25 protein-coding genes are annotated in these 25,656 nt (G+C 71.5%); 18 read left to right on the plus strand and 7 right to left on the minus strand.

The window, feature by feature from the left end; genetic code table 11:
- Window positions 1–262: 262 nt before the first annotated feature.
- Window positions 263–886, plus strand: a complete 624-nt coding sequence (locus ACFRMN_RS05185) for a hypothetical protein (RefSeq protein WP_383013439.1) — start codon at window positions 263–265, stop codon at window positions 884–886.
- A gap of 183 nt (window positions 887–1,069) precedes the next feature.
- Here the strand turns inward: ACFRMN_RS05185 and ACFRMN_RS05190 are convergent, their stop codons facing one another.
- Window positions 1,070–2,014, minus strand: a complete 945-nt coding sequence (locus ACFRMN_RS05190; protein ID WP_383013442.1) for a DUF2382 domain-containing protein — start codon at window positions 2,012–2,014, stop codon at window positions 1,070–1,072.
- A 342-nt stretch (window positions 2,015–2,356) separates the two neighbouring features.
- On the opposite strand from ACFRMN_RS05190, the gene ACFRMN_RS05195 reads away from it, so the two are divergent.
- The 4 genes from ACFRMN_RS05195 to ACFRMN_RS05210 all read left to right on the plus strand — a co-directional run bounded on the left by ACFRMN_RS05195 (window position 2,357) and on the right by ACFRMN_RS05210 (window position 5,831).
- On the plus strand, window positions 2,357–3,418 hold the full coding sequence (locus ACFRMN_RS05195; RefSeq protein WP_383013445.1) for an NAD(+)/NADH kinase: 1,062 nt from the start codon (window positions 2,357–2,359) through the stop codon (window positions 3,416–3,418).
- Window positions 3,419–3,479: 61 nt separating this feature from the next.
- Window positions 3,480–4,223 carry an ArsR/SmtB family transcription factor gene (locus ACFRMN_RS05200; RefSeq protein ID WP_383013447.1) on the plus strand — a complete coding sequence of 248 codons (744 nt, stop codon included), beginning with the start codon at window positions 3,480–3,482 and terminating at the stop codon, window positions 4,221–4,223.
- 6 nt (window positions 4,224–4,229) lie between these two features.
- A complete protein-coding gene (locus ACFRMN_RS05205; RefSeq protein ID WP_383013450.1) occupies window positions 4,230–4,958 on the plus strand; it encodes an SRPBCC domain-containing protein in 729 nt (242 codons plus the stop codon).
- A gap of 198 nt (window positions 4,959–5,156) precedes the next feature.
- Window positions 5,157–5,831, plus strand: coding sequence for an HAD family hydrolase (locus tag ACFRMN_RS05210; protein WP_383013453.1), 675 nt, complete (start codon window positions 5,157–5,159; stop codon window positions 5,829–5,831).
- A gap of 59 nt (window positions 5,832–5,890) precedes the next feature.
- Here the strand turns inward: ACFRMN_RS05210 and ACFRMN_RS05215 are convergent, their stop codons facing one another.
- The 3 genes from ACFRMN_RS05215 to ACFRMN_RS05225 all read right to left on the minus strand — a co-directional run bounded on the left by ACFRMN_RS05215 (window position 5,891) and on the right by ACFRMN_RS05225 (window position 9,683).
- Window positions 5,891–6,949, minus strand: coding sequence for a PHP domain-containing protein (locus ACFRMN_RS05215; RefSeq protein WP_383013456.1), 1,059 nt, complete (start codon window positions 6,947–6,949; stop codon window positions 5,891–5,893).
- A 439-nt stretch (window positions 6,950–7,388) separates the two neighbouring features.
- A complete protein-coding gene (locus tag ACFRMN_RS05220; protein WP_383013459.1) occupies window positions 7,389–8,042 on the minus strand; it encodes an LAETG motif-containing sortase-dependent surface protein in 654 nt (217 codons plus the stop codon).
- Window positions 8,043–8,471: 429 nt separating this feature from the next.
- Window positions 8,472–9,683: an aromatic acid exporter family protein gene (locus ACFRMN_RS05225; protein WP_383013462.1), complete on the minus strand. Its 1,212-nt coding sequence runs from the start codon at window positions 9,681–9,683 to the stop codon at window positions 8,472–8,474.
- 191 nt (window positions 9,684–9,874) lie between these two features.
- Between ACFRMN_RS05225 and ACFRMN_RS05230 the strand changes: the two genes are divergently transcribed.
- Together ACFRMN_RS05230 and ACFRMN_RS05235 are read left to right on the plus strand one after the other, a co-directional pair.
- Complete coding sequence (locus ACFRMN_RS05230) at window positions 9,875–10,426, plus strand: bacterioferritin (RefSeq protein WP_383013465.1); 552 nt, start codon at window positions 9,875–9,877, stop codon at window positions 10,424–10,426.
- A 407-nt stretch (window positions 10,427–10,833) separates the two neighbouring features.
- Window positions 10,834–11,052, plus strand: coding sequence for a hypothetical protein (locus ACFRMN_RS05235; RefSeq protein ID WP_383013468.1), 219 nt, complete (start codon window positions 10,834–10,836; stop codon window positions 11,050–11,052).
- Between the two features lie 62 nt (window positions 11,053–11,114).
- On the opposite strand, the gene ACFRMN_RS05240 is transcribed toward ACFRMN_RS05235, so the two are convergent.
- Window positions 11,115–11,624, minus strand: a complete 510-nt coding sequence (locus ACFRMN_RS05240) for a GNAT family N-acetyltransferase (RefSeq protein WP_383013471.1) — start codon at window positions 11,622–11,624, stop codon at window positions 11,115–11,117.
- Window positions 11,625–11,897: 273 nt separating this feature from the next.
- Between ACFRMN_RS05240 and ACFRMN_RS05245 the strand changes: the two genes are divergently transcribed.
- The gene (locus ACFRMN_RS05245; RefSeq protein ID WP_383013473.1) at window positions 11,898–12,647 is read left to right on the plus strand and encodes a DUF4118 domain-containing protein; all 750 of its coding nucleotides are present in this window, start codon (window positions 11,898–11,900) and stop codon (window positions 12,645–12,647) included.
- A 2-nt stretch (window positions 12,648–12,649) separates the two neighbouring features.
- On the opposite strand, the gene ACFRMN_RS05250 is transcribed toward ACFRMN_RS05245, so the two are convergent.
- Window positions 12,650–13,108 carry a DUF1348 family protein gene (locus ACFRMN_RS05250; RefSeq protein ID WP_383013476.1) on the minus strand — a complete coding sequence of 153 codons (459 nt, stop codon included), beginning with the start codon at window positions 13,106–13,108 and terminating at the stop codon, window positions 12,650–12,652.
- Window positions 13,109–13,239: 131 nt separating this feature from the next.
- Window positions 13,240–14,592 carry a DUF2252 domain-containing protein gene (locus ACFRMN_RS05255; RefSeq protein ID WP_383013479.1) on the minus strand — a complete coding sequence of 451 codons (1,353 nt, stop codon included), beginning with the start codon at window positions 14,590–14,592 and terminating at the stop codon, window positions 13,240–13,242.
- Between the two features lie 255 nt (window positions 14,593–14,847).
- On the opposite strand from ACFRMN_RS05255, the gene ACFRMN_RS05260 reads away from it, so the two are divergent.
- From ACFRMN_RS05260 to ACFRMN_RS05305, 10 genes are all read left to right on the plus strand, one after another.
- Complete coding sequence (locus ACFRMN_RS05260; RefSeq protein WP_383013482.1) at window positions 14,848–15,612, plus strand: TetR/AcrR family transcriptional regulator; 765 nt, start codon at window positions 14,848–14,850, stop codon at window positions 15,610–15,612.
- A 4-nt stretch (window positions 15,613–15,616) separates the two neighbouring features.
- Window positions 15,617–15,859: a hypothetical protein gene (locus ACFRMN_RS05265; RefSeq protein WP_383013485.1), complete on the plus strand. Its 243-nt coding sequence runs from the start codon at window positions 15,617–15,619 to the stop codon at window positions 15,857–15,859.
- A 121-nt stretch (window positions 15,860–15,980) separates the two neighbouring features.
- Window positions 15,981–17,234, plus strand: coding sequence for a methyltransferase (locus tag ACFRMN_RS05270; protein ID WP_383013767.1), 1,254 nt, complete (start codon window positions 15,981–15,983; stop codon window positions 17,232–17,234).
- Between the two features lie 173 nt (window positions 17,235–17,407).
- On the plus strand, window positions 17,408–17,803 hold the full coding sequence (locus tag ACFRMN_RS05275) for a molybdopterin-binding protein (RefSeq protein WP_383013488.1): 396 nt from the start codon (window positions 17,408–17,410) through the stop codon (window positions 17,801–17,803).
- Window positions 17,804–17,976: 173 nt separating this feature from the next.
- Entirely contained in the window at window positions 17,977–18,792 is an 816-nt protein-coding gene (modA, locus tag ACFRMN_RS05280; RefSeq protein ID WP_383013491.1) for a molybdate ABC transporter substrate-binding protein, read from the plus strand.
- Window positions 18,793–18,835: 43 nt separating this feature from the next.
- Complete coding sequence (locus ACFRMN_RS05285; RefSeq protein WP_383013494.1) at window positions 18,836–20,782, plus strand: ABC transporter permease; 1,947 nt, start codon at window positions 18,836–18,838, stop codon at window positions 20,780–20,782.
- A 78-nt stretch (window positions 20,783–20,860) separates the two neighbouring features.
- Window positions 20,861–21,814, plus strand: coding sequence for a LysR family transcriptional regulator (locus ACFRMN_RS05290; RefSeq protein ID WP_383013496.1), 954 nt, complete (start codon window positions 20,861–20,863; stop codon window positions 21,812–21,814).
- Window positions 21,815–21,916: 102 nt separating this feature from the next.
- Window positions 21,917–23,080, plus strand: a complete 1,164-nt coding sequence (locus ACFRMN_RS05295) for an NAD-dependent formate dehydrogenase (protein WP_383013499.1) — start codon at window positions 21,917–21,919, stop codon at window positions 23,078–23,080.
- Window positions 23,081–23,257: 177 nt separating this feature from the next.
- On the plus strand, window positions 23,258–25,189 hold the full coding sequence (locus ACFRMN_RS05300) for an NAD-binding protein (RefSeq protein ID WP_383013770.1): 1,932 nt from the start codon (window positions 23,258–23,260) through the stop codon (window positions 25,187–25,189).
- Between the two features lie 110 nt (window positions 25,190–25,299).
- Window positions 25,300–25,500, plus strand: a complete 201-nt coding sequence (locus ACFRMN_RS05305; RefSeq protein WP_365910186.1) for a hypothetical protein — start codon at window positions 25,300–25,302, stop codon at window positions 25,498–25,500.
- Window positions 25,501–25,656: the final 156 nt, after the last annotated feature.

The following is a 25,656-nucleotide window of genomic DNA, read 5'->3' on the forward strand; positions in this document are numbered from 1 at the left end:
TTGTTTGGGGGGCTGGTTTTTGTTTTTATCTCACTTTTACACCCCCGGTGGGGCTGCGCCCTGGCGGGTACTTGCCTGGCCTGGGGGGGGGGCGCGGGCCCCCCGGCGCCGACCGCACGCGTGCCTCCTCCGGGGCCGTGTACTCCGAACGGCTCTGTCCGGTGGCCCGCTTTCCGACCCTGTCGTGTAGTGGGAGCTGCGGCCGCGATCGGGCGGGCGCTGAGCTGCCCGTAGGGCGGCCCTGAGCTGTGAGGAGACTTGAATGAGGATCAACACCAGGACAGCCACCGCGGTGGCCGCGGCCGCACTCTGCGCCGGGACGCTCGCCGGTTGCTCCGACAGTGGGAGCGGATCGGCGTCCAAGGAGAAGCCCGCGGACTTCGTGGCGGCCTCAGCCTCCACCTCTCCGTCCTCGTCCATGCCGGCCTCCCCGTCGGTGAACCCGTCCGAGGAAGTGGGCAAGGTATCCGTCAAGACCGGGGCCTTCGGGAAGATCCTGGTCAACGGCAAGGGTCATACGCTCTACCTCTTCGAGGCGGACAAGGCGAAGAAGTCCACATGCGAAGGGGACTGCGCGGTCGACTGGCCGCCCGCGCTCGTCAAGGGCAAGCCACAGGCGGGCACCGGCGTCAAGGCGGACCTGCTGACCACCACCACCCGCAGTGACGGGACCGAGCAGGCCATGTACAACGGCCACCCGCTCTACACGTTCAGGGAAGACACCAAGCCCGGCGAGACCAAGGGCCAGGACCTGACCGAGTTCGGCGCCAAGTGGTTCGTCGTCAGCCCCGAGGGCAAGGCCATCACCACCCCGCCGCAGAGCGCGAGCCCCAGCTCAAGCACCAGCCCGAGCGCGAGCGCGAGCGCCAGCCCGAGCGCGAGCTGACGCTCCGCTCACCCACCCGGTCCACCGGTCCGATCCACCGGTCGGTCCGGTCCACCGATCCGAACGCTCGGAGAGGCCATGCCACTCACGAGGAATGACAGCGTGTGTGCCTATGGCCTGCCCCCGCCGGCCACGCGGACGTGGTGGGCGGGGGCGTGTGTGTACAGCCGGACGCCGGCCGGGTCAGCGGCCGGAGCCGCGCCTGCCGCCCATGCCCGTGTCGGTCTGATCGGTGTCGTACTCGATCTGCTCCTTGCGGACCTCGGCGGAGACCTCCTTCTGTTCGGTCACCTTCTCCGTCTCCATGCGCACGCGCTCGACCGGGACGGACTCCTTGCGGATGACCGGCTCTTCGGCGTGCAGGGTCACTTCGGTCTGGGCCTCCCCGATGAGGGAGCCGCGGACGCCGGTCCGGTCCTCGGGCGCGATCGCCTCGTGAATGACCCGGACCTCCTCATGGCTGAGCGGTACGGACGTGGTCACGTTCTCGGTCACCACGACCTTGCGCAGCCGGGCGTGGCCCACCTCGTGTTCCTCGGTGCTGACGTGCAGCTGCTCCTCGGACCGGATCAGCTCCTCGCCGTACCGTTCCTTGCCCTCGTCGGAGGGCATCGAGCCGCGCACCCCGGCCATGGGCCGTCCCGCGCCACCGGTGGAGGCGGCGCCCGCCAGCCCGCCGGTGCCCGCCGCCCCGGCTCCCGTCCGCCCCGTGCCGGAGGCCGCGCCTGTGGCCGTGCCCGCGGTCGTGCCGGCGGTCGTGCCCGTACCCGCGGCGGTGTCCGAGGCCATGCCGAGACCCGCGCCCGTGGCGGTCAGACCGTAGTGCTTGTAGAGCTGCTTCTCCTGACTGGGGTCCAGATGCTCGTCGGCGTCCAGTCGCGGAGCGTCCTTGACGGTCTCCTTCGCGTACGGGACGTGGATGTCCTCACCCGCGCGGCGGGCGCCGGACAGCGGGACGAGGCTTTCCTTCATGCCGAACAGACCGGTCTTCACGGTGACCCACTCCGGGCGGCCCGAGCGGTCGCCCACATAGACCTGGCCGACGTTGCCGATCTTGTCGCCGTCCTTGTCGTATATGGCCAAACCGTTGAGCCTGCTGGGGTTGTCGAACACGCCATCGGCTGACATCAGCGATCACTCCTCGCGTGGGGGAAGCGCGTCTGCGGGATCAAGCCCCTCACGGTCAGGCGCGCACGACTCCATCGCGCATCCGTCCGGGACCCGGGGCAACCGGGGCAGCGTTCCGACCCCGCCGCTCCCTGGCCCCCGGTGCCTGTCGGGCCAGTGCTCACGGTGGTCGGTGCCGGGGCGGCGCCATCCGGCGCTATCCGCCATTCGGGTGAATCCCATACGGGGCCGACCGGCCCCGGCCGTCCCGCCGGGTAATCGGTGATCCTTGAAAGTGCGCGGCGGCTCCCGACCGCCGGAGCGCACCGCTTCCGAGGGACCGGATGTACGGAGAGCGCGAGCATGTCTGTCGAACGCATCGGCCTCGTGGTCCACCGGGGCCGCCCCGCGGCCGTCGAGACGGCGAGCGCGGTCCACACCTGGTGCCGCGCGCACGGGATCCCGTGCACGGAAATCGATGTGTGGAAGGACCATGAACCACGCCATGGAGGCCAGGAGGAGGCCACGGCGGCCGGCCATCCCGACCTCGTCCTGACCCTCGGCGGCGACGGCACCTTCCTGCGCGGAGCCCGGATCGCCGCCAAGAACGATGCCGCGGTGCTCGGGGTCGATCTGGGCCGGGTCGGCTTCCTGACCGAAGTCCCGGCGGGGAAGGTCACGAAGGCGCTGGACGCCGTTCACGAGGGGCGCGCCGAGATCGAGGAACGGATGACGCTCACCATGCGGACGTCCCGCGTTCCGCAGATGCCCTCCGTCATGGAAGCGCTGCTGCGCTCCGGCCGCGTACCGTCGCTGCCGCCGCCCCACGTCCGGCCCGACACCGAGGTGGGCGACGGCTGGGGGGTGGCGCTGGACATCGTCGCGGTCAACGATGTCGTACTGGAGAAGCTTGTCCGGGACCGGCAGGTCAGCCTGGGGGTCTATATCGCCGGCCGTCTTCTCGCCGCGTACTCCGCGGACGCGGTCATCGTGGCCTCACCGACCGGCTCGACGGCCTACAGCTTCGCGGCCGGGGGACCGGTGCTCTCCCCGCACATGGACGCCGTGGTCTTCACGCCCGTGGCCGCGCACATGACCTTCGACCGTACGGTCGTGGCCGCGCCCGACGAACCGGTGGCCCTGCGGGTGCTGCCTCATTCCGGCGAGGTGGCGCTCAGCGTCGACGGGCAGTTGCGCGGGGTGCTCGGGCCCGGCGACTGGGTCGGCGTGTACGGCGCCAAGTACCGTTTGCGGCTGGTCCGGTTGGGCCCCACCGACTTCTACACCCGGCTGCGCGCCAGGTTCCGGCTCACCGACGCACCCGCGACGGCAGCCGACGGCGAGTCGGCTCCGCTGTTCCGCCCCAACACCCCGGTCCCGGACGACCTGGCCCATCTGCGCCTGCCACCGCCGCCCTCGGAGTGACGGTTGCACCGACAAGCAAATGGTTCTGGACAAAAAAAGCTGTCGGTGGGAGGGTGGAGCCATGTTGGACGTGACCGTGATCGAGGACGCGGCGGCGGCAGCCGTCTCGCTGGACCCCATGAGAGCCCGGCTGCTCGCCGAGCTGGCCGTCGGGCCCGCGTCGGCGACGATGCTCGCCGGACGGGTCGGGCTGCCCCGGCAGAAGGTGAACTACCACCTCAAGGCCCTGGAGCGGCACGGCCTGGTGGAGCTGGCGGGTGAGCGCAGAAAGGGCAATGTCACCGAGCGGCTGATGCGGGCCACCGCGGCCTCGTATGTCATCTCGCCGCTCGCGCTGGCCGCCGTGCAGCCCGACCCGGCCCGTTTCCGTGACCAGCTCTCCGCGCGCTGGCTGCTCGCGGTCGCCGCGCGGCTCGTACGCGATGTGGGCGCGCTGATCACCGGCGCGACGAAGGCCCGCAAGCGGCTCGCCACCTACGCGCTCGACGGGGAGGTGCGCTTCGCCTCCGCGGCGGACCGGGCCGCCTTCGTCGACGAACTGACCCGCGGCGTCAGCGCGTTGATCGCCAAGTACCACGACGAGCACGCGGACCAGGGCCGCGACCACCGGATCGTCGTCGCGCTCCATCCCACCGTCAAGCCCGACACCGTCAAGCCCGACACCGCCGGGCTGGATCCCGTCACGTCCGCCGACCACGGGCCGGCGGGCGCCGGACCGGCTGTCGAGAGCCGGCGGAACACGCCCGACGCGCGGCCGGCCGTGCGCGCGTCCCACACCGCATCACCTTCACACGCACAGGAGTAGGTCGTCATGTCCAAGGAATTCGAGATCGTCCGCGAGTTCGAGGTGGACGCGAGTCCCGAGCAGGTCTGGGAAGCGCTCACCACCGGTACGGCGGGCTGGCTGTGGCCCATGGAGTACGAGCCCCGTGAGGGCGGGGCGGCCCCGCACGGCGGCACCGTCACGGCCTGGGACCCGCCGAGGCGGCTGACCGGCCGGGTCGAGGACGTGGAAGGCATCTCGCAGCAGACGCTGAATCAGCTCGACCATGTCATCGAGCCGCGCGAGGGCGGCGGTTCGTGGGTGCGGTACGTCCACAGCGGCATCCTCGTCGACGACTGGGACAATCAGTACGACGGTGCCTCCAAGCACACCGACTTCTATCTGCACACACTGCGCCAGTATCTGCTGCACTTCACCGGGCGCACGGCGGTGTTCGCCGGTGTGGACGGACCCGCCGCCTCTCGGGCCGCGGACGCGCTCGATGTCGCGAGCCGGGGGCTCGGGGTGCCGGACGAGGCGGCTGAGGGGGCGACCGTACGGATCGAGGTGCCCGGCGCGGGGCCCGTCGACGGTGTCGTCGACTACCGCAATCCGTACTTCGTCGGTGTGCGCACCGACACGGCGATGTACCGGCTGTTCGGCAGGAACCACTTCGGCGCGCCGGTGGGGGTCAGCGTGCACGACTTCGCACCCGGCGCCGACTCCAAGGCGATCGAGGGCGCGTGGCGCGACTGGCTCGACGGCCTGTACGCGTAGCTCCCGTACACGCAGGGGCCTCTGCGCCGGCATCCGCCCAGGCGTGCGCACGGGTGCCGGTCGCTCACCCGTACGGCCCCGCTCAACCCGTTCCGGGCCGGGAGGAGACGGCATGATCAAGACGTTGCTCCAGGCATCCGGGCCCCCGGGGCGTGTCCCCGGGGGCCCGGCCCGAACGGGAACGGGAACGGGACACACATGGCGACGCGCGCGGCACTGTTCGACATCGACGGAACGCTCGTCGACACCAATCACCTCCATGTGACCTCCTGGTGGGAGGCGTTCCGGCAGGCCGGGCACACGGTGACGATGCCGGCGATCCACCGGGCGCTCGGCCTCGGTTCCGGCGACCTGATCGCGTATCTGCTCGGCGACGAGCGTGACCGTGGGCAGGACGCGCGGATCAGCGCCGTGCACACCACGCTGTACGGGACCTTTCTGGACCGGCTGCCCGCCTTCGACGGCGCGGGTGATCTCCTGCGGTCGCTCGCCGACCGCGGCTGGCGGATCGTGCTCGCCACCTCGGCGGGCGAAGCCGAGATCACCGCGCTGCGCGCGGCGATCGACGCCGACGACGTCATCCTGGGTACGGCGGGCGCGGACGGCGCACCGGCGGGCGAGCCCGCTCCCGACCCGGTCGGCCGCGCGCTGGAGCTGGCCGGGGTGCCGGCGGAGCTGGCGGTGTTCGTCGGCGACTCGGTGTGGGACATGGAGGCGGCGACAAGAGCCGGTGTCCGCCCCGTCGCCCTGCTGTCGGGCGGCATTCCGCGCGCCGCCCTGGAGTCCACCGGAGCGGTGGAGGTGTACGAGGATCCGACCGATCTGCTGGCTCGCCTCGACACCAGTCTGTTCGCCGAGTTGGACGGCCGCTGAGTCCCGCTCAGCCGTAGGCCCTGTCTTCAAAGTAGCGCCGTACGCCCAGGAGGAGTCGGTCAGCCCGGGGCCGGTGCCCGCCGGGTCCGCGTCCACTCCAGCAACCCCTCGGCCGGCCAGGTGTTGATGACCCGGTCGGCGGGCACGCCGCACTCCTCCGCCCGTGCGCAGCCCAGGAGTTGCCAGTCGAGCTGCCCCGGCGCGTGCGCGTCCGTGTCGATGGCGAAGAAGACCCCGGCCGCCACCGCCCGGCGCAGCAGCCGGCGGGGCGGATCGAGTCGTTCGGGCCTGCTGTTGATCTCCACCGCGGTGCCGGACTCGGCGCACGCCTCGAACACCGCGTCCGCGTCGAACGCCGACTCCGGCCGGCTGCCGCCCGACCCGCCCCGATCCCGCCGGCTCCGTCCGATGACCAGCCGTCCCGTGCAGTGACCCAGCACATCGGTCAGCGGATTGCGTACGGCGGCGATCATGCGTCGTGTCATCGGAGCGGCGTCCATGCGCAGCTTCGAGTGGACGGACGCCACGACCAGATCGAGCCGGTCGAGCAGTTCCGGCTCCTGGTCGAGCGAGCCGTCCGGCAGGATGTCGCACTCGATGCCGGTCAGCAGCCGGAACGGCGCCCACCGCTCATTCAGCTCCGCGATCACATCGAGCTGCCGGCGCAGCCGCTCGGCCGTCAGGCCCCTGGCCACGGTGAGGGTGGGGGAGTGGTCCGTGAGCACGGCCCACTCATGACCGAGCGCGGCGGCCGTTCGCCCCATCTCCTCGATGGGGCTGCCACCGTCCGACCAGTCCGAGTGCAGATGGCAGTCACCGCGCAGCGCCGCGCGCAGCGCGTGTCCGTGCTCCGTGAGCGGCCCGGCGGCCTCCCGCTCCAGCCGCGCCAGATACTCAGGAACGGAGCCCTTCACCGCGGCTTCCACGACCTGGGACGTCTTGGGACCGATGCCGCGCACCCGGCCGAGAGTGCCCGCCTCGGCCCGCCGCGCGACCTCGTCGGCGGGCATGTCCGCCACCACCGCCGAGGCGGTACGGAACGCCCGTACCCGGTAGGTCTCGGCCCGCGAGCGCTCCAGCAGAAAGGCGATCCTGTCCAGAGCCTCCACCGGATCCATGGCGCCCCCAGTGTGTCGGTGGCCTGTCGGCGGCCTTCCGGTCCCGGCCTCTTCCGGCCTCTTCCGGTCGGTCCCTTCCGGGCCGGTGGCGAGGTGTCGCCGCCGGGGCTTCGCTCCGTCGGCGGGTGTCCGGCCCATTCTCCGCGCCGGGGTCACCCCGCGCATGGCGAGGCCCCGCGAACGGGGATGTCGCGGGGCCTCACACTGTGCGAGGAGTACGTCGGGGTGGCACCCCGGTGGGGTCGCCCGCCCGTTCCGTACCTCCTCGACCTCACACCACCTCCGCCGCGGGGAGTCCGGCCGACGCGTCCCTTGCGGGCGAGCGGTCGTCCGGTCCATGCCTCATGGCCGGGTCACCACTGTCCGGGCCGCCGAGTGTTGGCGGTGGAAGTCCGGACGGCGTCCGGCGTGGCGGCGGGGCGGTGTGTCGGGCGGTGTGTCAGTTTCCCGCGGTGCGACGCTTGCGCGCGGCCCACATGATGCCCGCTCCGGCGACCAGTACGACAGCTGCCGCACCGGCGATCATCGGGGTGGCGCTGGAGGAACCCGTCTCGGCGAGGTCGTCCCCGGCCGGGCTCGGCTGCGAGGAGGGAACCGCCGGCGCCGAGTCGCTGGCCTCGTCCGAGGGCGTGACCGTCGCCGAAGGCGTCGGCTTGGGCGCCTCGGTGGTGGGCGTCGCCTCCGAAGGCGTCGGAGTCGGCGTCGGTGCCTGCGAGGACGGCGGCTGGCTGGGCTCCTCGCAGACCGGAGCGGTCTTCGTCTCGTCCTTCGAGAACTGGTCGCCGTCGGCGGCCACCACGATGAGACGAACGCTCAGCTCGCTCTTGTGCTCGGGAAGGTCGAGCTTCTTGTGGAAGTCGTTCTTGAAATTCTCCGTGGGCAGCAGGTCCTTGCCGTCCACGGTGACCGTCACCGTGTTCTTGTCGCTGTTGCCGTAGGCGGTCAGGTCGAGGCTGACCTCCGAGCAGGTCACCGACCACGTCGGCGTGTGCGCGGACGCGGGAACGGCCGACAGGCCGACACCGAGCGCACTTGCCGTGGCGACGGTTATGAGGGCGCTTCTGCGCCGCCATGATCCGCTGAATAGAGTCACAAAATCCTCCGCGATAACCGCGCCGCCCACGATGACGGCGCGCGCGCACAGTACCGCCATCCGCACCGGCCTCATCAACCGCCCCACCCAACTCGCGCTCTCCGCGCACCCCGTGGACCTGCCGAGACGCCGGAAAACGGTCCGCGCGGCGCACACGGGCGGCGGGGGCGAAGCTCCTGATCACATCCGGCCGCGCGGCCGGATCGCGTCGTCCTCGCTGATGGCGCCCATGATTGCGGGCCCGGAGGGGGGCGGGCGACGGCTTCCCCGCCCGAATACACCTCGGCTCAATGCGTTCTCGGCAAAGACTCCGTCAATAATTCGGTGGGAGTTTCCCGTTGGTCCACGGACGAGCGATTCACGCCACGGCGGTGGCCGGGAGAAGTCCAGCACCGCCCCCCTTTCCCGGTCCGGTATATCGGCCGGCCTTTATCCGCGCCGCCGCGGCAGCGCTTCCCGAACACATTGCCACGCGGCGGCCAGCCGGGGGTATCGCTCACGCGTTTCGCGAGAGGCGCGGTCCAACTCCTCCATCAGCCGCCTGGAGCGGTTCTCCAAGTCCAGCTCGTCCAGGATCCGGTCGAGCTCCGCGAGCAGCGCGCCATGGAGCTGCCACTGGCGAGGGTGCCGCTGGACGCCCTCCAGCAGTAGCCCCGCCACCCGTTCCCGGCTCACGCGCGCCGCCGCCAGATCCTCGGTGAGCCGCGCCTCCGCGGTCTCGGCGCTCCGGCTCGCCTCCGTGGTGACCAGTACGGCGAAGCTGACCACCGCGTCGGCGACCCGGGCCAGCAGCTCCTTCAGCGCGATGCCCACCTCCTGCGGGAACAGCGGCTCCTCCCTGCGCTCCTTGGCGAGATCGGTCAGCGTCCTGGCCAGTACGCGCAGCACCACCGTGCAGATCTCCAGGGTGTCGAGACCGGTACGCAGCACCACGCGATTCAGCAGCCCCTCCTTGACCCGGGGGTTGAGCCGGACGCTGTCCTCGGCCTGCCGGAGATCCGCGTCCACCTCGCTGATGTCGTGGTCGAGACGGCGCGCCTCGTGCAGCCGGTCGGCGGCGCGCTCGACGGGGGTGGGTTCCGTCAGCCCCTCCCCGATACGCAGCAGCAACTGGCGCATACGGCGGGACAGATCCTCGATGGACTGGCCTGCGGTACGGACCCACACCGGCGGTACGAACAGGAAGTTGAACAGCAGCCCCACCACCGCGCCGATCAGCGTCTCCAGCACCCGGTCCCAGGCGGTCGACGCCACCCGTGTCACACCGAGGACGAGCATCGCGCTGATCGCGACCTCCGGCACGAACTCGTCCACCCGGACCAGCCGCCCGACGATCAGCGAAGCCACGATGATCAGCCCCAGGCTCCACCAGGTCAGCCCGACCAGCACACTGAAACCGCTGGCGACCAGCACCCCCGCGACGACGGAGTTGACCCTGCGGATGCCGGTGGTCAGGGTCGAGTAGAGCGTGACCTGCACGACGAGCAGCGCCGTCAGGGGAGCGGTCAGCGGCGCGGGCTCGTTGCTCAGCCGCAGGGCGACCACATAGGCGATCGTCGCGGCGGCGGCCGACCGCACCGTCTGCACCAGGACCGGCTGCGGGCGCGGCCCCTTCACCAGCTCCGCCACCGGCACTCTCACCGCCTTTCGGTCACGACGTACGACCTCACCCTTCCCGCCCCACCCCGCCCGGCCCTCCCCGGCCGGTCCAATAGGGCCGTGTGGATGAGCGGATACGCGAACGACCTCCGCGCGGGCGTGTACGGGGAAGGGGAGGGGCAGACGAAGGTTCACACGCAATGCTCGTGGGGCACGAAAGGAAGTGCACGGCCATGGCCGAGTTCCTGACCGACATCGAGACCATCCGCGCCCGCGCGCGTGAGGAGATCGAGAAGGGCCCGGTGACGGACGCGTACGGCGCCGACGTCGGGCGTGTCATCCAGGTGCTGAACGAGGCGCTGGCCACGGAGATCGTCTGCACCCTGCGGTACAAGCGGCACTACTACACCGCGACGGGGCTGTACTCCGAGCCGGTCGCCGCCCAGTTCCTGGAGCACGCGGGGGAGGAGCAACTGCACGCGGACCGGCTGGCGCAGCGCATCGTCCAGCTCGGCGGGGAGCCCGATTTCAACCCGGACACACTGACCAGGCGTTCCCACGCCCAGTACGACGCGAGTGCGGACCTGATCGAGATGATCAAGGAAGATCTGGTGGCCGAGCGGGTGGCCATCGCGTCGTACACGGAGATCGCGCACTGGCTGGGGCAGGGAGATCCGACCACCCGCCGGGTCTTCGAGGATCTGCTCGCGCAGGAGGAGGAGCACGCCGACGATCTGCGCGGACTGCTGGAGCGCCTGCCGCGGGCCGCGGGCGGCCAGGGCTGACGCCCGCCGCCCGACCGACTCGGTGACCGCGAACGCCCGCTGACCGAGCGGCGCTTCGGCCGGGAACCGGACGGGTCCGGGACCGGTCCGGGACCTTGTCCGGACCGGTGAACTGCTCGGGGGATCCCTGATGCATGTCCCGCGGCCGCTCTCGCGTACTCTGAATCAGCTCCGTACGGGCACGCTCACCGACCGGTGGGTGGTGCGCGGCCGGGCACTCTCACCACCCCGCCCCGCACCCGGTGGAACCGGCCGACGCGGTACGCCGGAGGAGCGGCCGGGACCGGTGGCGCCACGCTCCGGCCACCCGCGGTAATGCGGGACGGGGAATGATGAGGTAGACACCTTTCCAGCGGGTCGATCGGCATTCGGGCCGCGCGGCCGCTCGACTCTCCGAACGGTTGTGCATGCCTTCTTCACCTTCCCGTCAGGATCCGCCGCAGGAACCGAGCACGGGGGCCGCGCCGAACGCGCGTCCGCAGCACCACGACATCTTCCTCGAACCGCGCTACACCGTGGAGCTGCCACCGCTGCCCGACGGCGAAGCGGAGGACGAACCCTCCATGGACAGCGTGTTCGACCGGCCGCAGGCCCGCCGGCGTACGCCCACCCCGCGCCGCGGATAGTCGCGGACAGTCAGGGAGGCGGCGCGGCGGCCCGCCCGGACGGGCCGGGTGACACCGGATCATCACTCGGCCCGCCGGTCCTCGGCCCAGACGATCCCGTAGTACCTCAGCTGCTCGTCCTCCGCGACGAGCCGCATCCCCACCGCCGTCATGACGCGCTGGGACGCGGTGTTCTCGTGATCGGTGTCGCCCTGGACGCGGGTGATTCCGCTCGCCCGCGCGAACCGCAGCAGCTCGCGCAGGGCCTCGGAGGCGTATCCCCTGCCGTGCGCCGACGGGATCAGGCCGTAGCCGATCGTGACGGTGAGGTTCTCGTCCGGGGCGCCGTGGAAGGCGAGACCGCCTATGGCGTACCCGTCCTCGCGACGGCGGATCTCGTACGGGCCGAACGGCTGGGGATCACCGGTGATCGCACAGGTCGTCAGATAGCGTCTGGCCCCCACCATGTCGCCGTCGGCGGGGTACCCGGGCGCCCAGCGGTCCCCGGCCGCCGGCTCGGCCGCGGCCACCCGCTCGGCCTCCAGAACACTCAACGGATGAAGCACGAGCCGCTCAGTCACAAGATCGTCCATGACACGGAGACGTATCACGCGCCGCGGCGGCCCCACACGCGGTTCATCCGATGTGCATACCCCGTCCGCCGGCACGTCCGGCTCGGACGGCCGGTCCCGGGCGTCAAGATCGCGTCAAGGTCCGCGCGGCCGACGGCAGGGCCGCGTCAAGACATCCATCGGCCCGAGTCGCCGGAGGCCGCCCGGGGAAAATCACCGGTGTGGGCCGCTGGACGGCCTGAATCCGGTGGTCGGACGGTTCGGTCCGGCGCACGAGGTACTGCGAGGTGGACCATGAGATTCCCGCTTCGCGACCGCATCGCACTCGGCGTGGCGCTGATCGCGCCGCTGGCGGTCGCCCTGTTGCTGCTGCCGCTCCGTTCGGGCATGGCGAGCGCCGACCTGGCGCTGATCCTCGTCGTGGTCGTCGTGGCGGTCGCCGCCATGGGCAACCGTGTCGCGGGCGCGGTGGCCGCGCTGTCGGCGGCCGTATGGTTCGACTTCTTCCTGGCCCGGCCGTTCGAGCGGTTCAGTATCACCGCCGCGAACGATGTCGTGGCCGCCGTGTTGCTGCTGGCGGTGGGACTCGCCGTGTCACAACTGGCCGCCCATGCCCGACGCCTGCGTGTCATGACGGTGGTGGACGCCGGGCTGCTCAGCCGGATCCATGACACCGCCCGGCTCGCGCAGTCCACCGGCTCGCCTGACGCCGTGGTCGACCAGGTGAGCCGGCATCTCGTGGAGATCCTGCGGCTGCGCGGCTGCCGGTTCGAGTACGGCAGTCTCCTCGGCCATCCGGGCCGTCTGGAGCAGGACGGCACCGTGACGGTGGACCACAAGCCGTGGGACATCGAACAACTCGGCTGGCCGGACGGCGATATCGAGCTGCGGGCCTCGGGCGGCGGGCATTACGTGGGGAGGTTCATGCTCCGGCCCAATCCCGGCCTCGTACCGTCCAAGCAGGTGCGGCTGGTGGCCGTGACGCTCGCCGATGACGCCGGGGCCGCGCTCGACACCACGGGCCCGGCCCTCGACAGCCCTTAGGCTCAGCGAAGAGGGAACGGCACCCCGCGTTCCGCGTCGGGCCGGGGGCCGAGGATCCGGCGCTCGCTCTCCTGGATCGGTACGTCGTTGATGCTGGCCTCGCGGCGGGACATCAGGCCCTCCGCGTCGAACTCCCACAGCTCGTTGCCGTACGAGCGCCACCACTGGCCGTCCGTGTCATGGCTCTCGTACTGGAAGCGCACCGCGATGCGATCGCCCTCGAAGGCCCACAGCTCCTTGCGCAGCGCGTACTCCAGCTCGCGCTCCCACTTCTGTGTCAGCAGCCCGACGATGGCCTCCCTGCCGGTGACGAACGTGTCCCGGTTACGCCATCGCGAGTCCTCGGTGTAGGCGAGCGAGACCTTGTGCGGATCGCGGGTGTTCCACGCGTCCTCGGCGGCCTGGACCTTCTGCTTCGCCGTGTCGAGGGTGAACGGCGGCAGGGGCGGACGAGTGCTCATCACGGTCTCCTTCTGTCGCGGACTGTGCGGACTGTGTACCGGCCTGTCCTCCCGTCAACCGCCTCATGGACGGGACCCTGCACGACTGGTAGCCGGCCGGCCGGGAGGCAGAGGCAGGGACGTCCGGGGCGTCACCGGTGGCCCACCGGCCCCGGGCGCTCCTCCGGCAGCCGGCCCGCCGCGACGGCCGCGGCGAGCGTGGCGTGGTCGGCCGCGTTCCGGTCGGCGTACCGCAGCGCGAAGTCGGCCATGGCACGGTCGAAGGCGTCGGAGCCGCCGAGGTAGTGGGCGATGGCGATCCGGTCGCCGGACCGGGCGTGCGCGCGGGCCAGCGCCGCGCCGCACAGCCGCGCGTAGTCGTGCAGCAGGGGCGGCGACATGTCCTCGACGACGAGGGAGCCCTTCATGTCACGCAGCTGACGCCAGTAGAAGTGCCGGCCCTCGGGGCCGGTCACCCACCCGAGGAAGATGTCGCTCGCCGCCTGGAGCAGCCGCTGCCCCGCCACCACCCGGTGGCCCTGGTGCGGGTAGGCGCTCTGCCGCAGATGGGGTTCGAGTACGGACCGTTCGGCCTCCCTGATCTGGAGGAACAGCGGGTCCCCGGCGTGCCGGCCCTCCAACAGCACGATGTAGCAGCGCGTGCCGACGCTGCTGACGCCCACGACCTTGCGGGCCGCGTCGATGAAGCGGAACCGGTCGAGGAGTGTGCGCCGCTCCTCCGGGAGCGTGCTCCGGTAGCCGATGAAGATGCGGCGGAGCACGGCCATGTCGAGCCGGCTCACCGGTTGCAGCAGGGGCGGGTCGGGGGTGATCCTGCGCTGCCCGTCCCGCGCGTCGGTCAGCATGTCGAGCGTCCGCAGCCCGATGCGTTCCCCGGCGCGCGCCAGCTGTGACTCGACGCGCTTGCGGTGTTCCGACCGCATGAGAGGAAGGATGTCCTCGGCGTCGAGCCGCTCGTACCAGACGTCGAGTTCAGCGCGGGCGGACAGTCGTCGCATCGACGTCCGGTAGGCGGCCGACGCGGCGTGTACGGCGCGCCGGGTGTCGGCCTCGGAGTGGCCGTTCTCGCCGGCGGCGACCGCGATGCTCGCGGCGAGCCGCTTCACATCCCACTCGAAGGGGCCGGGAAGGGTCTCGTCGAAGTCATTGAGATCGAAGAGCAGCGCGCGCTCGGGCGAGGCGAACACACCGAAGTTCAGCAGATGGGCGTCCCCGCAGAGCTGGACGGTCAGTCCGGTGCGGGGCTGGGTGGCCAGATCGGCGGCCATCACGGCGGCGGCGCCGCGCAGAAAGGCGAACGGAGAGGCGGCCATCCGCTCGTAGCGCAGCGGGAGCAGTTCGGGAACGCGGCCGGCGGTCTGACGCGCCAGTACGGTGAGCGGATCGAGCCGGTCCGCGGCGGGTATCCACAGACCGTGCGAGGACCGGGACGCCTGTTTGCGTGCGGACCGGCCGCGCTCCGCCCGGTCCGCGGGAGTGGTCATCACGGCCCCTCTCCCTCCGCTGGTCGGTGACGCGGTGTCGCCCGTGGGCACGAGCATCGCGTTCCGGGGCCCGGGGAGCCCGGTGTGACGGCCATTCGGGTGGTTTTCATACGGGAATACACCGCGACGGCGGACAGCGGAGCATTCTCGGACTACGGCGTGTCGGCCCCCGGCGCGTGCCATGCTCGATAGACGCCCTTACCCCCACGCGACCACGCAACACCGCACGTTCACAGGGCGATTCGGGGAGGTCGGATGGATCCGGTCCGGAAATCCAGGGACACATCGCCCGCCGGTACGGGCCGTTCGCCCGCGCGTACGGGACCACCACCCGCCGGTACGGGCCAGTCCCCCGGGGACACGACCCCCGCGCCGGACCGCACGGGCCAGACGCGCAGGGCGCGGCGCCGCGAGCGGCTGCTCACGACCGCCACCGAACTGTTCACCACCCGTGGTTACCCGGCCACCTCCATCGAGCGGATCTGTGTCACCGCGCGGGTCTCCATCCGCTCGTTCTACGAGGAGTTCGAGGGGCGTGAGGCGCTGCTGATCGCGCTGCACAACGATGTCGCCCGTTCAGGCATGGAAGCCGCGCTGACGGTCCTCAGCGATCCCGCGACGGAGTCCGCGGACACCCGCGACAGGATCACGGCCCTGACCCGCGCCTATGTGGACGCCGTCACCGCCGATCCCGCGGCCACCCGGATAGCCTTCGTCGAGGTCATCGGGGCGGGGCGCGCGGTGGAGGACCAGCGGCTGCTCTGGCGCGGTCTGTGGTCCGACTTCCTGACCGGGGAGGCGGAGCGTGCCGTGGAGCGCGGTGAGGCCGTACGGCGCGACTACGCGCTCGCCATGGTCGCCCTGATCGGGGCGGTCAATGAACTGGTCGGGCACTGGGCCCGTAACACCAGTATGTTCTCGCCGCTGATGCTGGCCGACGAGGTGGTCCACCACGCTCTCGCCGTCCTCGGTCTCTCCGCGGACGGCGCGCGCGGCGGCCTCGTGGACGAAGGGAAATGACGCGATGACCGGACTCTGGCACCAGGTCCTGCGCACCATGTCCCAGCCGGGCGCGTCCCCCGACGACGATCTGCTCGCCCAGGCGGCGGCGGACATCGCGCTGCGTGAGCACCCCCATCCGCCCGCCGACGCCCAAGTGGTGCTGGAGATCGCCCGCAACGAGTTCGCCGCCGTCCTCACGGTCGGGCAGGCGCGGGCCGCCCTGGACCGTGCGCGCCGGTCGTCGAAGGACGGGCAGGCCCGGTGAACGAGCCGCGCGGCGGCGGGTGAACGGGATGGTTCGCGAGCGGGCCGAACCCGCGCTGAACAGGCACCGCGCGAGCCTCGAAGCGTACGCCGCACTCCCGGACGGATAGCCTGTGACCACGATGAACCGTTTGACGACACCCTGGGGCGACTTCGGCCTCACCCGATTCCCCGAGCATCCCCGTGAGGCGCTGCGCGCGTGGGACGCCGCCGATGAATATCTGCTGCGGCACCTCGCGGGAGCCGAGGCCGGGCAGGGGGACGCCGGGCGGCCGGGCGACGCGCCGACGGACGTGGGCCCGGCGGCCGACGCGTCGGCAGGCACCGGACCGACGGACCTGTCGGGCACGGTGGTCGTCGTCGGCGACCGCTGGGGCGCGCTGACCACGGTGCTCGCCGCGCGCCGCCTCGAACAGCTCGACGCGGCCCCGCTCGTGCAGATCACCGACTCGTATCTCACCCAGCAGGCGACCCGCGCCAATCTGCGCCGGGCCGGCGTCGGCGGGGATTCCGTACGGCTGCTCTCGGCCAGGGACACCCCGCCGGAACGTGTCGACGTGCTGCTGATCCGCGTCCCCAAGAGCCTCGCGCTGCTGGAGGACCAGCTGCACCGCCTCGCCCCGGCCGTGCATCCGGGGACCGTGATCATCGGCACGGGACGGGTCACCGAGATCCACACCTCCACACTGAAGCTGTTCGAGCAGATCCTCGGACCGACCAGGACCTCGCTCGCGGTCAGAAAGGCGCGGCTGATCCTCAGTACGGCCGCGCCGGGGCGCACTCGGACCGCCGGCCCCTGGCCGCACAGCTACGCGCTGCCGGAAGGACTCGGAACCGTATCGGGCCGTACCGTCGTCAACCACGCGGGGATCTTCTGTGCCGAGCGGCTCGACATCGGTACGCGCTTCCTGCTGCGCAATCTGCCCCGGCGCCATGGACCCGAGCATGTGGTCGACCTCGGCTGCGGCAATGGTGTGGTCGGCACGGCCATGGCGCTGGAGAACCCGGCGGCCAGGGTGACCTTCATCGACGAGTCGTTCTCGGCGGTGGCCTCGGCCGAGGCCACCTTCCGCAAGAACGTCGACGCCGGGACAGCGGCGGAGTTCGTCCTCGGCGACAGCATGACGGACGTACCGGCCGGGACCGTCGATCTCGTACTGAACAATCCGCCGTTCCACACCCATCAGGCGACGACCGACGCGACGGCATGGCGGATGTTCACCGGGTCGCGCGCCGCGCTGCGGTCCGGGGGTGAGCTGTGGGTGATCGGCAACCGGCATCTCGGCTACCACACCAAGCTGCGACGGCTCTTCGGCAACTGCGAGACCGTGACCAGCGACCCGAAGTTCGTCATTCTGCGGGCCGTCAAACGCTGAGCCCGCGCGCCGTCAAACGCTGAGCCCGCGCGCCGTCAAGGGCTGAGCCGGCCGCCGGGGCCGGGGGCTGCCCGGCGGGGGCTTCGGGACTTCCTCCAGGCGACCTCGCAGCTGCCATGGATGATCATCTCAAGGATTGTATGTGCGAGCGAATACGGCCTATCTTGTCGCACATGCAGTCCTACACCATCGGTCAGGCGGCCAGGCTTCTCGGGGTGAGCCCCGACACCGCGCGCCGCTGGGCCGACGCCGGCCGGGTCACGACCCATCGTGACGAGGGCGGGCGCCGTCTCATCGACGGCCGCGCGCTCGCCGCGTTCTCCATCGAGCTCGCGCAGAACGACTCGGGCGAGGAGGACGTCTCGTACACCTCGGCCCGTAACGCGTTCCCCGGCATCGTCACCGCCGTGAAGCTCGGTGATGTCGCCGCCCAGGTGGAGATCCAGGCCGGTCCGCACCGGCTGGTCTCCCTGCTGACCCGGGAAGCCGTCGAGGAACTGGGTCTTGAGGTCGGTATGCGGGCCACCGCCCGCGTGAAGTCCACCAGTGTGCATATCGACCGTCCGTGACCCGCGCGGTCCCCGAGGCGAGGCGACGCGACGCGGTGCACCGCGCGGCCGTCGTTCCCCGGGCTGTCCCAGACCCATCCGCACCGCCCCGAGGCGTCGCCCGTCCCCGGCGCTCCTGTCACCGTCCGCTCGCGTGCCCGCACCGGGCTCGTACTGCCAAGGAGTCCACCCTCATGTCTCTCGTCCTCACCCGGCGCCGCGCCGCGACCGCGCTCATGACCGCCGCCCTGCTCGTGCCGCTGGCCGCCTGCGGCGGTGAAAGCGACAGCGAGAAGGACGCCGGCACGGGCTCAACCGCCGAGGCGTCGGCGAGCGGCGCCCCGGCGGCGGATCTGACCGTGCTGGCCGCCGCTTCACTGACCGATGTGTTCACGACGGCGGGAGCCGCCTACGAGAAGGCGAACCCGGGCACGAAGGTGAAGTTCTCCTTCGCCGGTTCGCAGGAACTGGCCGCGCAGGTCAAGCAGGGCGCTCCGGCCGACGCGCTGGTCACCGCCGATACCAAGACGATGGACGGCCTCCGGGGCGACACCGGCTCCCCGAAGATCATCGCCAAGAACCGGCTGGTGATCGCCACCGCCGAGGGCAACCCGGACCGGATCGAGAGCCTGAAGGACCTCGCCGACCCCAAGCTGAAGGTCGTCCTGGCCGCGCCGGAGGTGCCGGTCGGCCGCTACAGCAAGCAGGTGCTCGACGCCCAGAAGATCGTGGTCAAGCCGGTCTCGCAGGAGCCGAACGTGCGCGCCGTACTGAGCAAGGTCGAGCTCGGCGAGGCCGACGCGGGCATCGTCTACAAGACCGACGCCGCCACCGCGACCGGCAAGGTCGACGCCGTCACCATCCCCGACGCGCAGAACGCCATCGCCGACTACCCGGCCGCCACCCTGAAGACCTCCGAACACACCGACGCCGCCGCCGCGTTCGTCAGCTGGCTCAGCGGGCCCGAGGCACAGAAGATCCTCCAGGACGCCGGGTTCCAGAAGCCGTGATACCCACCCGGTGACCAGCGACTCCACCACCCAGGGAACCCCGATGAGACGCATGCGCACCCGCGGCCCCGGCGCTCCCGTGGCCCTGGCGCTGCCCGCGCTGCTCGCGATCGCGTTTCTGCTGCTGCCCCTGATCGGCATTCTCGCCCGCACCCCCTGGGGCGATCTCGGGACGCATCTCACCAGCCCCGGTGTGGTGGAGGCGCTGAGGCTGTCGCTGCTGGTCTCCTTCTGGGCGCTCGGTCTCTCCCTGGTGCTCGGGGTGCCACTGGCATGGCTGCTGGCCCGGGTGAGGTTCCCCGGCAAGACGCTGGTGCGCGCGCTGGTCCTGCTGCCGATGGTGCTGCCGCCCACGGTCGGCGGGGTCGCGCTGCTGCTCGGCTTCGGCCGGCGCGGGCTGCTCGGGCCCTGGCTGGAGGACTCCTTCGGCATCACCCTGCCGTTCCACACCTCGGGCGCCGTGATCGCCGCGACGTTCGTGGCGATGCCGTTCCTCATCATCAGCCTCGAAGGCACCCTGGCCGGAATGCGGCCCGCCTACGAGGAGACCGCCGCGTCCCTGGGCGCCTCGCCGGTACGGGTGTTCCTCACCGTCACCCTGCCCATGGTCGCCCCGGGGCTCGCCGCGGGCGCCGCGCTCACCTGGGCGCGCGCCCTCGGCGAGTTCGGCGCCACGATCACCTTCGCCGGCAACCTCCCCGGGACCACCCAGACCCTTCCGCTCCAGGTCTATCTGCTGCTCCAGACCTCGCCGGAGGCCGCGACCTCGGTCTCCCTGCTGCTGCTCGCCATCGCGATGGCCGTACTGATCGCCCTGCGCGGACGCTGGACGGGCGTGACGGCCGACCGCGCGCCGGGCCGTGCCCCGCTGCCGGACGATACGGACGCGCCCGCCACACCGTCCGGGCCGGACGACACCGTCCTCACGACGGACAAGTCCCCCGCCCCGTCCGAGCATTGGCGACTGCACGCCGAGGTCACCGGCTTCAACCAGCTCGTCCTGGACGCCGAGCCCGGTACGACCATCGCCGTCGTCGGCCCCAACGGCGCGGGCAAGACGACTCTGTTGCGCGCCCTCCTCGGCCTCACCCCGCGCGCCCACGCCGAACTCCGCCTCGGGGACCGGGAAGTCACCTCCCTCCCGCCGCACCGCCGCGGTGTCGCCTGGGTACCGCAGGACGGCGCGCTCTTCCCCCATCTCAGCGCCCTCGCCAACACCGCGTACGGGCTTCGCGCCCATGGCGTCCACCGCGCCGAGGCCCGCCGTACCGCGCGCCAGTGGCTCGACCGGCTCGGCGTCGGGCAGCTCGCCCACCGCAAGCCGCATCAGCTCTCAGGCGGCCAGGCGCAGCGGGTCGCGCTGGCCCGCGCGCTGGCCGTCCGGCCCCGGCTGCTGCTTCTCGACGAGCCGCTCGCCGCGCTCGACCAGACCACCCGCGCGCGGGTACGGCACACCCTGCGCGGCCATCTCGACGGCTTCGGCGGGGTCTGTCTGATCGTCACCCATGACCCGGTCGAGGCCGTCTCACTGGCCGACCGGGTCCTCGTACTCGACGACGGCAGAGTCCTCCAGGACGCCCCGCCCGCCGAAGTGACCCGTAACCCGCGCTCGCCATGGGTGGCCCGGATGCTCGGACGTAACGCCTGGCCCGGCAGGTCCGGTGCCGCCGGGTTCGAACTCACCGCCGGCGGGCGGCTGGTCGTCGCGGAGCCGCCCGCCGAGGGCACGGCCGCCCTCGCGATCATCGCCCCGGAGGCCGTCTCCGTACACCGTGAGCGCCCCAGTGGCAGCCCGCGCAACGTCTGGCCGGGAACGGTACGCGAGATCACCGCGCTCGGCAGCAGGCTGCGCGTCCTGATCACCTCGGACGAGGCCCCCGATCTGGTCGCCGAGATCACGCCCCAGTCCGCCGCCGAACTCGGCCTGGCCGACGGCGTATCCGTATGGACCAGTGTCAAGGCCACCGAGGTCACCCTCGTCGCCCTGTGAGACCGGGCCCGCCGGGGAGGTCCCATCGGCGCCCGGGCCTGACAGGGTGAGTACGCGGACCGAGCAGGGGAGCGAGCGATGTTGCTGCGTCAGCTGGAATATCTGGTGGCACTCGCCAGGGAACGGCACTTCGCCCGGGCCGCGGCGGCCTGCTATGTGTCGCAGCCCTCGCTGTCCGCCGCGATCCGCAAACTGGAACACGAACTGGACGTGCCCATCGTGCGGCGAGGCCGCCGCTTCGAGGGGCTGACCCCCGAGGGCGAGCGGGTGCTGCTCTGGGCACACCGCATCCTCGCCGAGCGCGACGCCCTGGGCCATGAACTCTCCGCGATGCGCGACGGTCTGGCCGGCACCCTGCGGCTGGGCGCCATCCCCACCGCGCTGACCGCCGCCTCACTGCTCACCACCCCCTTCGTGGAGCGGCATCCCCGGACCCGGGTCTCGCTCGACTCCCTCTCCTCCCGTGACATCGCCCAGCGGCTGGCCGAATTCGAGCTGGACATCGCGCTCACCTATCTGGACGACGACAGCCTCGGCCAGGTCCGCAGGAGTCCGCTGTACGAGGAGCGCTATCTGCTGCTCACCCCGCACGACGGACCGATGACCGGCCGCCCGGCCGCCCGTTGGGCGGAGATCGCCGATCTGCCGCTCTGCCTGCTCTCCCCGCAGATGCGCAACCGCCGGATCATGGACGAGTACTTCGCCGCCGAAGGCGTGAGCGCGGTGACCCCGGCCATCGAGACGGACTCCGTCGCCGCTCTGTACGCGCATCTCACGGCCGGCCACTGGTCGAGTGTCATCTCCCATGCCTGGCTGCACATGTTCGGCGTTCCCGACGGGATGCGGGTGATTCCGCTGGAACACCCGGCGCACGGCCCGCGCGTGGGCCTGGTCATCGCCGACCGCAGCCCCGCGCCCGTGCTGGCCAGAGCGCTGTTGGAGATAGCCAGGGAGGCGGGCGTACGAGAGGCGCTGGACCGGCTCCTGGACACGTATCTCAGTTCGGCGGGCCCGTCCGGTGACGCGGGATAGCCGCTCCCTATCCCGACATAGAAAGGTTCATTTTGACCATGACCCGGCGGCGCGACGAGGGTGGACACATCTTCCCGCAGCGATGAATGAGGAGCCGCAGTCATGGCAAAGGTGCTGTGTGTGCTGTACGACGACCCGGTCGATGGATACCCCAAGACCTACGCGCGCGACGACCTTCCTCGTATCGACCACTACCCGGGCGGCCAGACCACCCCCACCCCGCAGGGCATCGACTTCACGCCCGGGCAGCTGCTGGGCAGCGTCTCCGGTGAGCTGGGGCTTCGTACCTTCCTGGAGTCCCGCGGCCACACCCTCGTCGTCACCTCGGACAAGGACCGCGAGGGCTCGGTCTTCGACCAGGAGCTGGTCGACGCCGATGTGGTCATCTCGCAGCCGTTCTGGCCCGCCTATCTGACGGCGGAGCGCATCGCGAAGGCCGAGAACCTGAAGCTCGCCATCACCGCGGGCATCGGCTCCGACCATGTCGACCTCGACGCCGCCATCGCCAAGGGCGTCACCGTCGCGGAGGTCACGTACTGCAACAGCATCAGCGTCGCCGAGCATGTCGTGATGATGACGCTGTCGCTCGTACGTAACTACCTGCCCTCGCACCAGTGGGTCCTGGACGGCGGCTGGAACATCGCGGACTGCGTGGCCCGTTCGTACGACCTGGAGGGCATGCAGGTCGGCACCGTCGCCGCGGGCCGGATCGGGCTCGCCGTCCTGCGCAGGCTGGCGCCCTTCGACGTCGGGCTGCACTACACCGACCGCCACCGGCTCCCGGAGTCCGTCGAGCAGGAGCTGGGGCTCACCTGGCACGAGAGCGCGGCCGAGATGGTCCCGCACTGCGACGTGGTCACGATCAACGCGCCCCTCCACCCCGAGACGGAGGGACTGTTCGGCGACGAACTGCTCGCCACCATGAAGCGCGGCGCCTATCTCATCAACACCGCCCGCGCGAAGATCGCGGACCGTGACGCCATCGACCGCGCGCTGCGCAGCGGCCAGCTCGCCGGTTACGCGGGCGACGTGTGGTACCCGCAGCCCGCGCCGGCCGACCACCCCTGGCGGACCATGCCGCACCACGGCATGACCCCGCACATCTCCGGCTCCTCGCTCTCCGCCCAGGCCCGCTACGCCGCGGGGACCCGGGAGATCCTGGAGTCCTGGTTCGCGGGTACCCCGCTGCGCGACGAGTATCTGATCGTCGACCAGGGGGCGCTGGCCGGCGTCGGTGCCCACTCGTACTCCGTGAAGAACACCTGATCGAAACATCTGATCAGGTGTCATAGCTCCTCGGACAAAGAGATCTGACGGTGATTCAGCCGCTTCCGGCCGCGCCCTCGGCCGGGGTGGCTGTGTCGCGTCCGCTCTCGTGTTCGGCACACTGGTGCCGTGTCCACACTTCCTCACCAGGTACAACAGGGCCTGCCGGCGGGCCATATGGTCGTCTGCGGCGATGACACCCTGGCCCACCGGCTGGCCGGCGAGCTGCGCGACGTCTACGGCGAGCGGGTCACGCTCGTCATCCCGCCGGTACGCCCCTCCCGCCTCCCGCCCGCTCCGCTGGCCGGTCTGGGCAGAGCCTCGGCCTTCTTCGGACGGATGTCCGCGGCCATGGCGCGTACGGCGGCGACGCTCCCGGACCCGGCCGGGGAGGGGACCATGAGACCGGACGGTCCGCGTGTCCTGGAGGCGGCGGAACTCGACGAGGACGTCCTCGTGGACGCCGGGGTCGACGAGGCGGCGGCCCTCGCCCTCGTCCATGACGACGACGAGATCAATATCCGGATCGCGCTCGCCGCCCGCCGGCTCAACCCCCAACTGCGGCTGGTCATCCGGCTCTACAACCGCAAGCTCGGCCAGCATCTGGAAGAACTGCTCGACCAGGCGGCCGCCGTCGCCGTCCCCGGACTCGACCGGGCGGCGCTGGACGCCACCACCACCGTCCTCTCGGACGCCGACACCGCCGCCCCCGCGCTGGCCGCCACCGCCGTCGCGGGGACCAGCAAGGTGGTACGTGCCGACGGGCTGCTGCTGCGAGCCGTGGAGCGCAACCCGCCGGGGCCCGGCGAGATCGCCGACCCGGGGCTGTGCACGCTCGCCCTGCTCTCCGCCACCACCAACGATCCGGCGGGGGCGGAGGGTTCGGACAACAGCGGCCAGGACGGCCCGCGACTGCTGCCCGACGACGCGAGCGCCGCGGCCGCCACCGGACGCGGCACGGTCGTACTGGAAGCCGTCTCGCACGCCGCTCCCGACCTGCCGCCGCGCCGGCTCGTGGGCCGCGGTGCCCCGCTCGCCTCACTGTTCTCCCGCCGGCTGCGGTGGTCCTTCGCCGGGATCATCGCCGCCGTACTCGCCCTCGCGGTCGTCTCGTCGCTGGTCACCGAAGCCCATCCGCTGGGCGCGATGTATCTGACACTGCTCGATCTCTTCGCGATCGGCGATCCCGCCGTGGGTGAGCCCGCGCCCCGGCAGGTCATGCAGCTCCTCGCCATGGTCACCGGAATCCTGCTGCTGCCCGTGGTGCTGGCGGCGGTCCTGGAGGCGCTGGGCACGTTCCGTACGGCGTCGGCGCTGCGCCGGCCGCCGCGCGGCATCTCCGGTCATGTCGTACTCCTCGGACTCGGCAAGATCGGCAGCCGGGTGCTCGTACGCCTGCGTGAGCTGGGCATCCCCGTGGTGTGCGTCGAGGAGGACCCCGACGCGCGCGGGATCGCGCTCGCGCGCAGCCTGCGGGTGCCGACCGTCCTGGGCGATGTGACCCAGGAAGGAGTGCTGGAGGCGGCCAAGATCGAGCGCGCGCACGCCCTGCTCGCCCTCACCAGCGTCGACACCACCAATCTCGAAGCGGCGCTGTACGCGCGCTCCGTCGCGCCCGATCTGCGGGTGGCGCTGCGGCTGTACGACGACGACTTCGCGACCGCCGTCTACCGCACCCTGCGCGCGGCGCATCCCGGGGCGCTCACCCGCAGCCGCAGCGTCTCCACCCTGGCGGCCCCCGCCTTCGCCATCGCCATGATGGGGCGCCAGATCCTCGGGGCCATCCCGGTGGAACGCAAGGTGCTGCTGATGGCCGCCATCGATGTGGCGGGACATCCGAGGCTGGAGGGGCGCACGGTCGCGGAGGTGTTCCGACCGGGTGCCTGGCGTGTCATCGCGCTGGACACGGCGGCGCCGGGGGACCGGGTGCCCGATCTCGCGGACACCCGGCTCGATCATGAGGAGCGGCGGCCGGCCGGGCTGGTCTGGGATCTGCACCCCGGCTATGTGCTGCACGCCAGGGACCGGGTGGTGCTGGCGGCCACCCGCAGGGGGCTGGCGGAACTGCTCGGGCGGCAGTCCGCCTCCCGGACCCGCCCGGCGGGGTGATCCGCTGCCTCCGCGATGACGGCACGACCCTCGGCGCCGCCGCGTACCGGGGATGCGGCGGGGCCCGGCGGGCACGAGAATGGCGAACACCGGATGAACGAGGAGGCGGCATGAACGCAGAGTCCACGGCGCGACCGGAGCCCGAGAGCGTGACCCCCGACCGGCTGCTGCACACCGGCGCGTACGACGAGGTCACGGCCGAAGATCTCGCGCTGGCCTCCGGCCGCGATCTCACCCCTGAGAACATCGAATGGGCCAGGCGGCGGCTCGCGGAGAGGGGTCGCGCGGCCATCGAGGAGCAGCTGCCGTAGCCGCGCCGCGGCTGTCGTAGCGCGACCGCGACAGCCACCGAGTCCCCCACCTCCCACCCCCCCCGCACTTCCTACCTCCCACTTCTCACCTCCCGCTTCTCACCTCCCACCACGCGCCTCGCGCACCGAGCGCGCTCCACCGCGACCGAGCGGCGG

The sequence above is a fragment of the Streptomyces sp. NPDC056835 genome (assembly GCF_042789485.1).
Classification (GTDB): domain Bacteria; phylum Actinomycetota; class Actinomycetes; order Streptomycetales; family Streptomycetaceae; genus Streptomyces.